This window comes from Paenarthrobacter sp. NPDC090522, from assembly GCF_044769225.1.
Taxonomy (GTDB): domain Bacteria; phylum Actinomycetota; class Actinomycetes; order Actinomycetales; family Micrococcaceae; genus Arthrobacter.
Genome location: NZ_JBIVXL010000008.1, coordinates 252,582 through 265,203, shown reverse-complemented (window position 1 = coordinate 265,203; position 12,622 = coordinate 252,582). Strand labels below are relative to the sequence as shown.

General features: G+C 65.0%; 14 protein-coding genes. 7 read left to right on the top strand and 7 right to left on the bottom strand.

The window, feature by feature from the left end:
* Positions 1-151 precede the first annotated feature (151 nt).
* Positions 152-412, bottom strand: a complete 261-nt coding sequence (locus tag ACIQT2_RS12945) for a hypothetical protein (protein WP_402946924.1) — start codon at positions 410-412, stop codon at positions 152-154.
* A 45-nt stretch (positions 413-457) separates the two neighbouring features.
* Positions 458-655, bottom strand: a complete 198-nt coding sequence (locus tag ACIQT2_RS12940) for a hypothetical protein (protein ID WP_402946922.1) — start codon at positions 653-655, stop codon at positions 458-460.
* A gap of 268 nt (positions 656-923) precedes the next feature.
* On the opposite strand from ACIQT2_RS12940, the gene ACIQT2_RS12935 reads away from it, so the two are divergent.
* Together ACIQT2_RS12935 and ACIQT2_RS12930 are read left to right on the top strand one after the other, a co-directional pair.
* Positions 924-1,712 carry a putative protein N(5)-glutamine methyltransferase gene (locus ACIQT2_RS12935; protein WP_402946919.1) on the top strand — a complete coding sequence of 263 codons (789 nt, stop codon included), beginning with the start codon at positions 924-926 and terminating at the stop codon, positions 1,710-1,712.
* Between the two features lie 261 nt (positions 1,713-1,973).
* Complete coding sequence (locus tag ACIQT2_RS12930) at positions 1,974-3,593, top strand: MFS transporter (RefSeq protein WP_402946917.1); 1,620 nt, start codon at positions 1,974-1,976, stop codon at positions 3,591-3,593.
* On the opposite strand, the gene ACIQT2_RS12925 is transcribed toward ACIQT2_RS12930, so the two are convergent.
* Complete coding sequence (locus ACIQT2_RS12925) at positions 3,590-4,081, bottom strand: hypothetical protein (RefSeq protein WP_402946914.1); 492 nt, start codon at positions 4,079-4,081, stop codon at positions 3,590-3,592. The genes ACIQT2_RS12930 and ACIQT2_RS12925 overlap by 4 nt on opposite strands.
* 154 nt (positions 4,082-4,235) lie before the next feature.
* Here ACIQT2_RS12925 and ACIQT2_RS12920 point away from each other — a divergent pair, with 154 nt between their 5' ends.
* Positions 4,236-4,931 (top strand): response regulator transcription factor, encoded by a 696-nt coding sequence (locus ACIQT2_RS12920; protein ID WP_400335374.1) that lies wholly within the window; start codon positions 4,236-4,238, stop codon positions 4,929-4,931.
* The gene (locus ACIQT2_RS12915; RefSeq protein ID WP_402946912.1) at positions 4,928-6,286 is read left to right on the top strand and encodes an ATP-binding protein; all 1,359 of its coding nucleotides are present in this window, start codon (positions 4,928-4,930) and stop codon (positions 6,284-6,286) included. Before ACIQT2_RS12920 ends, ACIQT2_RS12915 begins: the two co-directional genes overlap by 4 nt.
* A gap of 12 nt (positions 6,287-6,298) precedes the next feature.
* Here the strand turns inward: ACIQT2_RS12915 and ACIQT2_RS12910 are convergent, their stop codons facing one another.
* Complete coding sequence (locus ACIQT2_RS12910) at positions 6,299-7,711, bottom strand: PLP-dependent aminotransferase family protein (RefSeq protein WP_402946909.1); 1,413 nt, start codon at positions 7,709-7,711, stop codon at positions 6,299-6,301.
* Here ACIQT2_RS12910 and ACIQT2_RS12905 point away from each other — a divergent pair.
* Both ACIQT2_RS12905 and ACIQT2_RS12900 read left to right on the top strand, forming a co-directional pair.
* Positions 7,710-8,642 carry a DMT family transporter gene (locus ACIQT2_RS12905; RefSeq protein WP_402946907.1) on the top strand — a complete coding sequence of 311 codons (933 nt, stop codon included), beginning with the start codon at positions 7,710-7,712 and terminating at the stop codon, positions 8,640-8,642. The two genes, ACIQT2_RS12910 and ACIQT2_RS12905, sit on opposite strands and share 2 nt — an antisense overlap.
* Positions 8,643-8,668: 26 nt before the next feature.
* Entirely contained in the window at positions 8,669-9,295 is a 627-nt protein-coding gene (locus ACIQT2_RS12900) for an FMN-binding negative transcriptional regulator (RefSeq protein ID WP_402946905.1), read from the top strand.
* Between the two features lie 48 nt (positions 9,296-9,343).
* Here ACIQT2_RS12900 and ACIQT2_RS12895 read toward each other — a convergent pair whose 3' ends face one another.
* Positions 9,344-9,859, bottom strand: a complete 516-nt coding sequence (locus ACIQT2_RS12895; RefSeq protein WP_402946903.1) for a GNAT family N-acetyltransferase — start codon at positions 9,857-9,859, stop codon at positions 9,344-9,346.
* The gene (locus tag ACIQT2_RS12890) at positions 9,856-10,326 is read right to left on the bottom strand and encodes an SRPBCC family protein (protein ID WP_400335365.1); all 471 of its coding nucleotides are present in this window, start codon (positions 10,324-10,326) and stop codon (positions 9,856-9,858) included. The genes ACIQT2_RS12895 and ACIQT2_RS12890 overlap by 4 nt, the downstream gene beginning before the upstream one ends.
* A gap of 121 nt (positions 10,327-10,447) precedes the next feature.
* Between ACIQT2_RS12890 and ACIQT2_RS12885 the strand changes: the two genes are divergently transcribed.
* Complete coding sequence (locus tag ACIQT2_RS12885) at positions 10,448-11,509, top strand: FUSC family protein (RefSeq protein ID WP_402946901.1); 1,062 nt, start codon at positions 10,448-10,450, stop codon at positions 11,507-11,509.
* Between the two features lie 47 nt (positions 11,510-11,556).
* Here ACIQT2_RS12885 and ACIQT2_RS12880 read toward each other — a convergent pair whose 3' ends face one another.
* Positions 11,557-12,237 carry a ScbR family autoregulator-binding transcription factor gene (locus ACIQT2_RS12880; protein ID WP_402946899.1) on the bottom strand — a complete coding sequence of 227 codons (681 nt, stop codon included), beginning with the start codon at positions 12,235-12,237 and terminating at the stop codon, positions 11,557-11,559.
* Positions 12,238-12,622: the final 385 nt, after the last annotated feature.

Sequence of the window (12,622 nt, the reverse complement as noted above, 5' to 3'; positions counted from 1 at the left end):
ACCCACCCTCAACCTCGAAACCCCAGCCAACCGGCTTAACCAGCTGCTACAAGCGGCCTAACCCCCCAGCGTTGCTCCCACCCCTTGACTCCGCCGGCTCAAAACGCGCTTAACTGCGACCTAGTTGGGCAGGCGGGGCGAGGCTAGCCGGTCAGGAGGAGTGCGGCATCTGGGGCCGGCTGGTCCGGTGGACCGCGGTGACCGCCGCGCCCTGGCCAGCCCGGCCGTGGGACTGGTCATGGTCCTTCGGGTGCCGCCGCTTGCCGTTACCATCCGGCCATTGATTGCCCTGCTCGGTGCCGAGAGTCGCTGCTACGGCAGCCGGCTCAGGCATCGGAGCCATATCCATGGACTCCACCAAGTGGCTGGCAACCTCGGGGTTGATGCCTCCGGAGTTGTGGTTCGCAGTCATGGTTCTTCCTTTCCTCAGTGAAACGAAGGGATTTCAAGTTTAGGCCTACCAGCGGACCTTTTTCATGGTCTTTGCCTGCTTTCCGCTGGCGTGCGTTGGCTTGTGGCCCTTGCCCGTGCTTTGCCAGCCACCGGGGGTTCCTCCCCCGGACTTGCTCTCAAGCATGGCCCGCTGGGCGTCGGTCAGTTTGGATTTGATTCCGCCTTGGGCGGCTTGGTTGTTATCTGGCGTGTTGGCAGTCATAAGTGGACTCCTCAAAGGTGGTGAAGTCCTGGAGAGGCGCGGGAACCACGGCGTCACGGTGTGGTCATGAAGCAAAGAAGGCGACAACGGGAACGGCATGGAGGCAGGGCCTCAACAGGCGTGGATTTTTGTCAGGTGAAACTCGGCTGCGCACCAATCGGCGCAGACGGTTTACTCAAAAATCAATGTTCCCATGCGTCACACCTTAGCCAAGATGGGCCGCGTTTGGGAACCCCGTGCGGCGGAACCCCTTGCTAGCATGGGCGCAATGTCTCCTGGGTCCCCGATTGTCGACGCACTCCGGGCTGCCGGCTGCGTCTTCGCAGAGGACGAGGCAGCACTGCTCATGGAGGCCGCCCGGGACCCCGAACACCTGCAGCACCTGGTGGAGCAACGCATCGCGGGCATGCCGTTGGAACACCTCCTGGGCTGGGTGGATTTTTGTGGCACCCGGATGGTCGTGGAGCCTGGCGTTTTCGTGCCACGGCGGCGCACGGAGTTCCTGGTTCGGCAGGCGGCGTCGCTGGGGAAGCCGGGTGCCGTCGTCGTCGATCTTTGCTGTGGTTCCGGCGCGATCGGCGCCGCGGTCCACGACGCCCTGGGAACCAGGGAACTGTATGCGGCCGATATCGATCCTGCTGCTGTGGCGTGCGCGCGCCGCAACATCGAGCCGCGGGGCGGGCGGGTCTACGAAGGCGACCTCTTCGCCCCGCTCCCCCGCCATTTGATGGCCAGCGTTGATGTACTTCTGGTGAATGCCCCTTATGTGCCCACCGATTCGATCCGCATGATGCCTCCGGAGGCGCGCCTTCACGAGCCACTGACAGCGCTCGACGGCGGCTCTGACGGTTTGGCGGTCCAGCGCCGGGTCGTGGACGGTGCGGCTGAGTGGTTGGCGCCGGGTGGGTTCGTGCTGATTGAGTCGTCTGCGTCGCAGGCGCCGGAAACAGCACGGCTGTTCACCGGTGCAGGGCTCGTGGCCCGCATTGCCTCGGACGCCGGGGTGGATGCCACGGTAGTGCTGGGCCGCGCGCGGGAGTCGGTCCCACATCCGTAAGCTTTTCCGCTGAAATCGCCCCCATTGCGTGGGCTGAGCTAAACAATTTGGTAACAGTGCTCCCGTGAGGGCCAAAAACCGCGCGTTTACAGGGCAAGAACGGGCAAAAACAAGTAAGGAATCTGGGCAATTTTGACCCAGATATGGCCAATAAATCGGATCTCAACTCGGGTTTCGGGGCAAAAACGCGTAAAATTGAAACCCTGCCCAGAGCGGGGCAGCAGAAGTCGCAAGCAAATGACCTCCCTAGGAGAAGCCCAAATGCCCACAGACCCAAGCAAGATCGTCTCTCCGGACGGCGCAAGGAACGCCCCCGGAAAACCGGCCGCAGCCACCACCCCGGCTGCCGCCGACACTGCTAAGAACCCGAAGAAAATGAAGCTCCGCACCAAGCGCCGGTTGAAGGAATCCGACGTGAACGTGGTGGACCAGCCCATGCTCAAGAAAGCACTCGGCGGAACCATCGTGGGTAACACCATGGAATGGTACGACGTCGGCGTGTTCGGCTACCTCATCACCACCATGGGTCCTGTCTTCCTCCCGGAAGCCGACAAGTCGGTCCAGACACTCTTCCTCCTCGGCACCTTCGCCGCAACCTTCATCGCCCGCCCCCTCGGCGGCGTGGTCTTCGGTTGGCTTGGCGACAAGGTGGGCCGCCAGAAGGTCCTCGCAGCAACACTGATGCTGATGGCGGCAAGTACGTTCGCCGTCGGACTCTTGCCCGGCTACGCGCAGATCGGCATCTGGGCCGCCGCGCTCCTGGTCATCCTGAAGCTCGTCCAGGGCTTCTCCACCGGTGGCGAGTACGCCGGTGCCACAACCTTCGTCAGCGAATACGCACCGGACAAGCGCCGCGGCTTCTTCGCCAGCTTCCTTGATATGGGCAGCTACATCGGTTTCGCCCTCGGTGCCGCCCTGGTTTCCGTTCTGCAGCTCACCCTGGGCCAGGCAGCAATGGAGGAATGGGGCTGGAGGCTTCCGTTCCTGATCGCCGGTCCGCTCGGCCTGATCGCCGTGTACTTCCGGAGCAAGATCGAGGAATCCCCGCAGTTCCAGGCCACCCTGGATGCCCAGGAGGCCATCGCCAAGGACGCCGCGTCCAAGGATGCGGACGTTGCCAAGGGCCCTGTCGGCATCATCAAGGCCTACTGGCGCCAGATTGTGCTGGCCATGATCCTCGCGGCCGCCGCCAACACTGTTGGTTACGCTTTGACCTCCTACATGCCCACGTACCTCACGGACTCCAAGGGTTACGATCCCGTCCACGGCACCTTGCTGACCATTCCGGTCCTGGTGGTCATGGCCATTTGCATCCCGCTGACCGGCAAGCTGTCCGACCGCATCGGCCGCCGTCCAGTGCTGTGGATCGGCGCAGGCAGCACCGTGCTGTTCGCGATCCCGGCCTTCATGCTCATCGGTATTGGTGAAGTGTGGTCCACGCTGCTCGGCCTTGCACTGGTTGCCTTCCCCGTGACGTTCTACGTTGCCAACCTGGCCTCGGCACTTCCGGCACTGTTCCCCACCTCCAGCCGTTACGGCGGAATGGGTATCGCCTACAACTTCTCCGTGGCAATCTTCGGTGGAACCACGCCGTTCATCGTGCAGGGGCTCATCGAGGGCACGGGCAACGACATGATGCCGGCCTACTACCTGATGGCCACGTCCATTGTTGGCGGCATCGCGATCTTCTTCCTTCGTGAATCGGCACAGCGTCCGCTGCCGGGCTCCATGCCCAGCGTTGACACCCCGGCCGAGGCCCGCGAACTCGTTGAAACCCAGGACACCAACCCGCTGATCAACCTGGACGAGATGCCATTCGATGGCCAGCCGGTCAGCGACGTGGCCTTCGGTAACGACAAAAAGGATCTCGCCGGAGTCTAGGAACCGCTTGCCTGCAACTTCTGCGCAGCTTTTTGGATCCGCTCGCCGTAGCCACCGTTCAAGGCGCTCTCCTTGATCTTGGTGGCTACGGCCGTTTGATCATCCTTTGCGGCGTCCCGCAGGGTCTTCAAATCCGCCTGCAACGCTTCCGGCAGCCTGTCGGCCCAGTGAGGCCTCTTGTCCAGGATGAAGCCGGCCAACTTCGCGGCCCGTTCGCCGTAGCCGGTCTTGCTGCTGTCGCCCTTGATGAAGAAGCGCAGCACAGCGTGGGCTGCGGGGTGGGCAAAGAACCTGGCTCCCAGTCCTTCCCGCGACGGGGACGGGGACGGAGCAGCTGAAGCCGTTGACGACGTCGAAGGTGTGGGGGTGGGCGTCGCCGCATTCGCGGCCACGGTTCCACCGCCCAGAAGCAGTCCCGCCGCGAGGACGCTGACGACGGCGGTGCGTCCCACCGTCGAACGCTTGCCGTTTACCGAGGTGCTTTGCATTGCCTTGTCCTTTCACTGGCCGGCAGACTGCCCGCCGGCTCCTGTACTGACTCTGGACCGGCAAGGTGAAGTGTGTGTTCGGCCAATGTTCGGGGAAGGTAAAGCCGCTGCGGAAAGCCCTCCGCGGCCGGCGTTCTTGCTGTTCAATGGACGCATGGAGGACAGTCGCGGGCTGGTGCTGATTGCAGAGGATGAACGGGCAATCGCCGATATCCAGCGCCTCTACCTGAGCCGCGCCGGCTTCGGCGTGCACGTGGAAAGCGATGGCTTGGTGGCCCTCAGCCAGATCCGGCGGCTGCGTCCCGTGGCAGTAATCCTCGACGTCGGCCTGCCCGGCATGGACGGGATCGAGCTCTGCCGCAGCCTGCGGCAGGCCGATGACTGGACCCCCGTGCTGTTCGTGACCGCGCGTGATGAGGAAGTGGACCGCGTCCTGGGCCTGGAACTCGGGGCGGACGACTACCTGACCAAGCCCTTCTCGCCATCGGAACTCGTGGCGCGCGTCAAGGCCGTCCTCCGCAGGACTTCAGGCGTGCCCGGTTCCAAGCGGCTGGTCCTCGGCCCGCTGGAAGTGGATCCCCTGCACAGGACCGCACGGGCGAACGGAGCCGATGTGGTGCTCACTGCCACCGAATTCGATCTCCTTGCGTTCCTCATGCAACAGCCCGGACGGGTGTTTTCGCGCGAACAATTGCTCTCCGCAGTCTGGGGCCAGGCCAACTACGCTGCCGGACGGACCGTTGATGTCCACATTGCCCAGCTGCGCGCTAAGTTGGGCGCATACTCCCCTATAGTCACCAGCCGCGGGGTGGGCTACTCCGCGGCACAGCCTGCTGTTCCCCCGGCATGAGGCACTGGTTGGGCTCGCTGGCGGGCCGCATCACCCTGGTCATCGCAGGAGTAGCCACGGTGGCGGTGGTTCTTGCAGGGCTGCTGGCCGCCCAGTTGGTGAATTCGACGGCGGTGGACGAGGCCCGGAAGTACCTCGCCGCAGAAGCCGAAAGCTTGAGCAAGGAACCCCTGGCCGGAAACCTGCAGGAATTGCGGGCAGACCTGGTGGGGCACGGTGCCCGCCTTGCCCTGATCCGGGCAGACGGCCGGGTGACCGGTGCCGGGGCCCGATTCCTCGATGACGCCACCGTAGCCGATGTGCAGGCCGGTAAATCCGTCTCCAAGACCGTGGACGGTCCGCAAAATCCGGTGGTTCTTGAGGCGCGCCCGCTTGGAGCGGGCGGAGGAGTGGTGCTGGTGCAGCCCGTCTCCGAAATCCGCGAAGCCGCGGCACCCCTCTTGCGGCGCATGCTGATCGCACTTGCGGTGTGCCTGGTGTTCTCGATCGTTGCCGGGGGGCTGGTGTCCCAGTGGCTCAGCAGGCCATTGGTGAGAACCGCCGACTCGGCCCGGCGCCTGGCCGCCGGGGAACGTTCAGTGGCCGTGGCGGCGGGCGGTCCTGCCGAAGTCGCGGCCGTGCAAGGTGCATTGGGGGCCCTGGACACCGCGCTCCGGGTCAGCGAGGGCCGGCAGCGCGAGTTCCTGCTGTCCGTATCCCATGAGATGCGGACACCCCTGACGGCCGTCCGCGGATACGCCGAGGCACTCGCGGACGGCGTGGTGAGCGGACCCGACGTTGCCGGGGTTGGCCGGACGTTGGTGACGGAGACGGACAGGCTGGACCGGTTTGTCCGCGATCTCCTGGAGCTGGCGCGCCTGGAAGCCGATGATTTCCGCATGGACCTCCAACTCCTGGACGCTACTCCGCTCCTGCTCGAAAGCTGGGCTGCCTGGCAGGCGGTTTGTGCCCAGCGCGGCATTATTGGACGGTTGGACCTGCCGCAGGCGGTGCCCATCGGCCCGTTGCCTGTCCGGACCGATGGGCAACGGCTGCGGCAGGTGGTGGACGGGCTGCTGGAGAATGCGTTGCGTGCTACCCCGGCCGGGGCACCCGTAGTCCTCGCCGCCCGTTCCGAAGGCGGCGGGCTGGTGGTGGAAGTGCGCGACGGCGGCCCTGGCCTCTCGCCGGACGATGCAGTGGTGGCGTTCCAACGCGGGGCGCTGCACGCGCGGTACCAGGGCGAACGGCAGGTGGGCAGCGGGCTGGGTCTGTCCATCGCTGCTCGATTGGTGGAGCGGCTTGGCGGCACCATCAGCGTTGACCAGGCTCCGGAAGGTGGCGCCAGGTTCGTGGTGCGGCTTCCCGCCGGGTGACGGCGGCCGAGGCTACCGCCCCTGGCGGCCCAAAAGCTCCCCGATGATCCGGACGCCTTCCGGGAAGGCTCCGGGATTCGGCCCCGCATAGTTCAGCCGCACGTACGGCCCCTCCGGTTCGGCCGGGAACCACTCCGCACCGGCTGCGATCAGCACGCCGGCTGCCTCGCAATCGCGGGTGAGGCGATCGACGTCGGTCGCGTCCGGCAACCTCAGCCACACGTTGAGGCCACCCTTGGGCAGGTGGGTGAGGTGTGCTTGCGGCACGTGTTCACGAAGGCTGGTGACCAGGAGATCACGGCGGGATTGCAGTTGGGAGCTGACCCCGCGAAGGTGCGTGTGCCACCCGGGCTGCGTGACGACGTCGAGCGCCGCCGACTGCAGTAGCCCGCTGACGTACATCGACTCCGCAGCCTGGGCGGTAAGGATCCGCTCGCGGGCGGGTCCGCGGGCAATGACCGCCGCCACGCGGATGGACGGGGAGACGCTCTTGGTCAGGGACCGGATGTACAGCACGTGCCCGGAGTCATCCTTCGCGGCGACCGGGATGGATTCCGCGGCGATCCCGAAATCATGCGCCCAGTCGTCCTCCACAAGGAACGCCCCGTGGGCCTTCACCACGTCCAGGACTTCCTCGCCGCGCTGCACGGACCACTGGGCGCCGGTGGGGTTGGCGAAATTGGGCTGCGCGTAGAACATCCGCGCACCTGTTTCCTCGAACGCGCGGGCAAGCTGCTCGGGGTCCGGGCCCTCCGGCCCGCTGGGCACCGGGACCACCCGGACGCCCGCCTGCGACGCGGCCAGCAGCGCACCCCAATAGCTGGGCGACTCCACCAGCAGCGGCTGGCCGTGCCCCACCAGGCCGCGGAAAATCGAGCTGAGTCCGCTCTGGCTCCCGGGAAGGACGACGACGTCACTCGGCTGTGGCGGCGTGACGCCAACCGGCGTTGAGGTACTGAGTTCCCGGGCGAACCACGACTGCAGTTCCGGCAGTCCAGCCACCGGCGGCCGGGACAAGGACGCTTCCGCCCGTGCCGCACGCGTCAACGCTGCGCGGACGAGCCGTTCGGGCAGCAGGTCACGGGCCGGGTACCCGGAATGGAAGGCGATCACGTCATTGGATGCGCTGCGCATGGCCGCCGTGTTGGTGAGGCGGGGTGCCTGGAGGGCTCCGAGTGCGGCTGTCTGCCACGCATAGTCGGCCGGCCTCGCCGTCCGGAAGGCCCGCACGAAGGTTCCCACTCCGGGGCGGCTCTCGATCAGGCCCTGGGCGGTTAGGGTGCGAAGGGCCTTCTGGACGGTCACCGGGCTCGCCTGATAGTCAGCCACAAGCTTCCTGGTGGACGGTAGCTTGGACCCCGGGGCAGCGCTGGAAATCCATTCCTTCAGTCGCAGAACGATCCGGGAACTGCTATCGTTATTCATGAGTCAACATAGTAGCGCTACTCTTCTTTCATCGCCAGTGGTATCCACACGGACAACGGTGGGAATCTGGTGGGGCCTCCTGGGCGTGTTTGCCTTCTCCTTCACTGTGCCGTTCACGCGGGTAGCTGTAGAGGGAATGTCGCCCTTGTTCATCGGGGCGGGCCGAGCCGTAGTCGCGGCCATTCTTGCCGCGGCGGCGTTGGCGTTCACTCGGCAACGCCTTCCCCAGGGCATCCAGTGGTTCCGTTTGGCCATTGTTGCCGGCGGAATCGTGGCAGGATTCCCGCTGCTGACCACTTTCGCCTTGACCAGCACCTCGGCCAGCCACGGAGCAGTGGTCATCGCGCTACTCCCCGCGGCCACGGCAACAGTAGCGGTGTTACGGGGACGGGAACGTCCCCGCCCCTTGTTCTGGATCCTCACGGCTGTGGGCGTGGTGGCCGCGCTGCTCTTCGCCCTGGTCCAATCCGGAGGTTTCGGCTCCCTGCACTGGGCCGACCTGCTTCTGCTCGGGGCTGTCCTTGCAGCGGCCATCGGCTACGCGGAAGGTGGGCTCCTGGCGCGCGAACTTGGCTCGTGGCAGACCATCTCCTGGGCACTCGTGGTGGCCTCGCCCGTGATGATTGTCCTGACGCTGGCTTCCCTTGGCTCCGGCCTTCCGTCCGCGTCCCCGGCCAGTTGGGCGTCCTTCGCCTACCTGGGCGTGGTGAGCATGTTCCTTGGCTTCTTTGCCTGGTACCGCGGCTTGGCCATCGGGCCGATGGCACAGGTCAGCCAGATCCAACTGGTCCAACCCGTCATGACCATCACCTGGGCCGCACTGCTCCTTGGCGAGTCCCTGACCCTGACCACTGTTGTTGGCGGACTCTTGGTGATCCTCTGCGCAGGTGCCGCTGTGCGCGTCAGGCTCGCACCGCCGTCGGGCTCTTAGCCCCCTCCCAGCGAAAGGAAGAATCCATGTACACCCCCGCGCACTTTGCTGCTTCCCCCGAGGCAATTACCGCCCTCCTCCAGGACTCCGGCGCAGCGAACCTGGTGACCATGACTACGGACGGCTTGCTCGCCACGTTCCTGCCGTTTGTCCACGATCCGTCCGTGGGCGGGCACGGTGCTTTGCAATCGCATATGGCACGGAACAACACCCAGTGGTCGTCCCCTGTGAGTGGAGAAGCCTTGATGATCATTCAAGGTTCCGACGCGTATATCTCGCCATCCTGGTACGCCTCGAAAGCGGAGCACGGCCGGGTGGTGCCGACGTGGAACTACTCCACCGCGCACGTCTACGGCGAGTTGGTGGTCCATGACGACGTCGACTGGCTGGCCAGGCACGTGCGTCGCCTTTCTGATCGGCACGAGGCCTCGATGCCGCAGCCGTGGACCGTCGACGACGCCCCCGAGCGGTTCATCGCCGGGCAACTGAGGGCGATCGTGGGCGTGGAACTGGTCATTACCCGGGTGGAGGCCAAGACGAAACTGAGCCAGAACCGGACGGCTGACGATGTGGACGGCGTGATTGCCGGACTTCGGGCGGCAGGCGACCCGGCGAGCGCGGCGGACGTGGAACGCGCCCGGAATCCCAACTAGGTCGCAGTTGTGCGCATTTTGACGGCTCAAAACGCGCACAACTGCGACCTACTTGGGCGGAACCACCGGGCGCCACATGGCCACCCGCGGCCACCGGGTCAGGCCCAACTCCGCCTCGTGCTCCATGAGGCGGGCCAGCTCGGGACCCCAGCTGCCGGCGTCGAGCAGTTCAAAACCGAGGCGACGGTAGTACGGGGCGTTCCACGGCACGTCGCGGAAGGTGCTCAGCGTTTGCCGCACCATGCCGTGGCCGCGTGCCCAGATCCGGGCGGCGTGCAGGAGTTCGCGGCCAAGGCCCTGGTGGGCATGGTCGGGGTGGACGCTGACCTGTTCCACGTGGGCGTTGCCATCCACCACGTCCACCAGGATGTACGCCACAGGAAAGTCGAGGCCGTCCACGTACACCCATGCGCGTCCGCCGGTGACATAGCGCTGCAAGACGTCCACAGGGAAGGACTCGTCATCGGCGATCTGGTCCATGCCGAGCGACCGGAAGGCTTGACCGGCCGCCGTTTCGATGTCCTGGAGTTGTCCCAGATCGTCAGAGTGCGCCAGCCGGATCATCTGTTCGGGTCCGGAACGGGAGGAGCCTGGGAGACAAGGAATTCGTTGCGCTTTTCGATCAGGTTCTGCATGTAGCGGGCCAGGACCAGCTTCTCCACCAAGCGCCCCAGTGCCCCGAAGGGTGCGGCGAACTCCACCGTGTCCACCATGAGCGTGCCGGTGCCGTCGGGGCGGAACTGATGGGTGTGGCGGAGGTACTTGAAAGGGCCACTGACCTGCTCGTCAGTGAACGACGCCGGGGCCTCCATGTGCACGATGCGGCTGGTCATGCGGAACCTGACTCCCAAATGCCACGCCTGCCACGTGACGGACTCGCCCTGGGCAATGAGTCCCGTGGTGGTGCCGGCGATCGCTTTTTCGCGGCTCTTGGTCATGGAGCCGACGTGGGCGTCGATGTTCCTGGACAAGTCGAAAAGCTCCTGCGGCGGCATGGCGGAGCGGGTTCGGCACACAAAGGCTACAGGCATATCTCGATCTTTCCAGACTCCAAACAGTGCGTTGCTTTAACGGCGTGTGACCGGGCTTATGGCGGACCCTGACCCGACCCTGATAATTTTCGAACCTGAGACTTTCGCCCACAAGCCCCGGATGATTGGTGGTGTTCCCGTGCCCACGTTCATGACGCACGCACGCGAACTTCACAGGCTGGGACCGGCCAACAACGATCGCCTGTCCGCCGTCCGGGTGGCCCTTAGTGTCGCCGCCCCGGCCTTGGTTCTGATCCTCGTGGGGCGGCCGGACCTCATGTTGTACGCGGTGTTCGGCGCCTTGACCGGCATGTATGGTCGCAACGAGACCCACCAGCTCCGCCTGAAACACCAGGCCCAGGCCGCCGTGATCCTGGTGGGCGGGCTGACTATCGGCGTCTTCCTGTCCGTGAACCACATCCACTCCTGGTGGCTTGTGTTGGTGGCAACCTTGTTCGCGGGTGCGGGTTCGCTGTACGCGGATTCATCGCGGCTGAGGCCCATCGGACCCTTCTTCGGAATCCTGGCGTTGGGCGCCTGCGCATCGGTCCCCACCAGTGTTCCGTTCACGACGGCGGTACTCATCGGTGCTGCCTCCGCCGCCTTCTCCCTTGTGGTTGGCTTTGCCGGCTGGTTGCGTCACAGGACCTGGGAGCGCGGCGCCGTCCGCGATGTTCCACTGTTCCGGGGTTCCTTCAGGCAGGCCGCCCTGATTCATGCCTCCCGGTACGTGCTGGCAGTGGCCGGCGCCGGAGCGATTGGCGTGCTGAGCGGGAGCGGCCACCCGCACTGGGCCATGGCCGCGGCCGCCGTGCCCCTTGCAGGCGCGGATCTCCCCAGCCGCGTCCACCGGGGCATCCACCGCATCGTTGGGACATTCCTCGGATTGGGCGTCGTGGCAGTCGTGCTTTTCCCCAGCCCGCTGTCTCCACTGGAGTATTTCCCCGGCCATACCGCCGTGGTCCTCGCCGTCATTGTGGTGTTGTGCCAGTTCCCTACGGAGCTGTTCATGGCCAGGCATTACGGGTGGGCCATGGTGTTTTTCACCCCGGTTGTCCTGCTCATCGCCCAGTTGGCGGCGCCCATGGATCCAGGCGTGCTGGTGCTGGAGCGTGCAGTGGAAACGTTCGTGGGGGCTGTTGTGGGGATTGCCGTGGCTGTGGTGGTGCAGCGCCGGGCATAGCGTGGCATCCCGCGGCTCGGATTCGCTGACGTCGTGGGGTCAGGGAGTCAGGCAGATTGTCCTAAGGGACGGCCGGCTACGTTGCCCGACGTGGATTCGAGCGACACCAAGGCACCGAGTTCTGCCGGGCTGAGGCCGGAATTCCCGTCGATGATTCCCGGCAACAGGATTTCCCACATCTGCTGTATCCGGAGCATCACGTCCTCACGCCCATTGAGGACATTGGAAACCATCTGGACGCCCGTGAAGGATGCCACGATGTAGCGGGAAAAGTCTGCAGGATCCACCGATGCCCGGATGTGCCCCTGCTGGATTCCGTTCTCGGTGAGGTGGCTCATGGTGTCGAGCCAGTCCTGGTAGGGCTTTCGGACCTCCTGGCCGAACGCCGAAGCCTCAAGGGTCAACCGGATGCCTGCCCGGACAATGTGGTCGGTGACCAGCAGGTTCCCGAAGGCTCCACACAGCCGAATAATCGTCTCCAAGGCCGGTTTGTTCTCGCCAAGAATGCGTCCGCCGGCCGCCATGGCGATCGAATGCTGCGCTTCCAGGACTGCGCCGGCCAGCTCGTCCTTGGTTTTGAAGTGGAAGTAAAGGGCGCCTTTGGTCACCTGTGCGGCCTCTGCCACCAGCGCAATGGTCGCGGAGCCAAACCCACGCTCCTCAAAGACGAGTGCGGCGCCGGCAACGATTGCCTCCCGCGTCGCCTTGGCTCGGTCTTGAAGGACCAACGGTGGAACCTCGACTCTCGGAATTGGCGTGGTGCAACAGCTCCGAAGAAACGGGCCCACTGAGGATCTTACGTGGCCGGTCGGGGCTCCCCCCAATGCGATTCCCACCGGCAGCTCTTCTCCTGTGGGACCAATCGATGCCCCGACCGGCAACCCCTAAAACAAACCATACATCCGGTTTTAAGGCAAGGTGGATGTCATGCGGAAGATTCCCGGCCCACCTCGGTTGAGGGGTCATCGGCACCCGGGAGCCGCGTCTCCGTCACATTTCATAACGACAAAAAATAAGACGGCTGCAGTGCGCCTGCCGGAGACTTCAGCGCCTGATCGGGATCTCGATTCACGACCCGCGCCTGGCGTTCATAAGTCAGCAACCTTATAAATA

Excerpts from the sequence above, each read along its gene's own strand:
- ACIQT2_RS12945 (WP_402946924.1), bottom strand. The coding sequence starts at position 412 with ATGACTGCGAACCACAACTCCGGAGGCATCAACCCCGAGGTTGCCAGC.
- ACIQT2_RS12915 (WP_402946912.1), top strand. The coding sequence starts at position 4,928 with ATGAGGCACTGGTTGGGCTCGCTGGCGGGCCGCATCACCCTGGTCATC.
- ACIQT2_RS12935 (WP_402946919.1), top strand. The coding sequence starts at position 924 with ATGTCTCCTGGGTCCCCGATTGTCGACGCACTCCGGGCTGCCGGCTGC.
- ACIQT2_RS12920 (WP_400335374.1), top strand. The coding sequence starts at position 4,236 with ATGGAGGACAGTCGCGGGCTGGTGCTGATTGCAGAGGATGAACGGGCA.
- ACIQT2_RS12890 (WP_400335365.1), bottom strand. The coding sequence starts at position 10,326 with ATGCCTGTAGCCTTTGTGTGCCGAACCCGCTCCGCCATGCCGCCGCAG.
- ACIQT2_RS12910 (WP_402946909.1), bottom strand. The coding sequence starts at position 7,711 with ATGAATAACGATAGCAGTTCCCGGATCGTTCTGCGACTGAAGGAATGG.
- ACIQT2_RS12930 (WP_402946917.1), top strand. The coding sequence starts at position 1,974 with ATGCCCACAGACCCAAGCAAGATCGTCTCTCCGGACGGCGCAAGGAAC.
- ACIQT2_RS12885 (WP_402946901.1), top strand. The coding sequence starts at position 10,448 with ATGATTGGTGGTGTTCCCGTGCCCACGTTCATGACGCACGCACGCGAA.
- ACIQT2_RS12900 (WP_402946905.1), top strand. The coding sequence starts at position 8,669 with ATGTACACCCCCGCGCACTTTGCTGCTTCCCCCGAGGCAATTACCGCC.
- ACIQT2_RS12895 (WP_402946903.1), bottom strand. The coding sequence starts at position 9,859 with ATGATCCGGCTGGCGCACTCTGACGATCTGGGACAACTCCAGGACATC.
- ACIQT2_RS12940 (WP_402946922.1), bottom strand. The coding sequence starts at position 655 with ATGACTGCCAACACGCCAGATAACAACCAAGCCGCCCAAGGCGGAATC.
- ACIQT2_RS12905 (WP_402946907.1), top strand. The coding sequence starts at position 7,710 with ATGAGTCAACATAGTAGCGCTACTCTTCTTTCATCGCCAGTGGTATCC.
- ACIQT2_RS12925 (WP_402946914.1), bottom strand. The coding sequence starts at position 4,081 with ATGCAAAGCACCTCGGTAAACGGCAAGCGTTCGACGGTGGGACGCACC.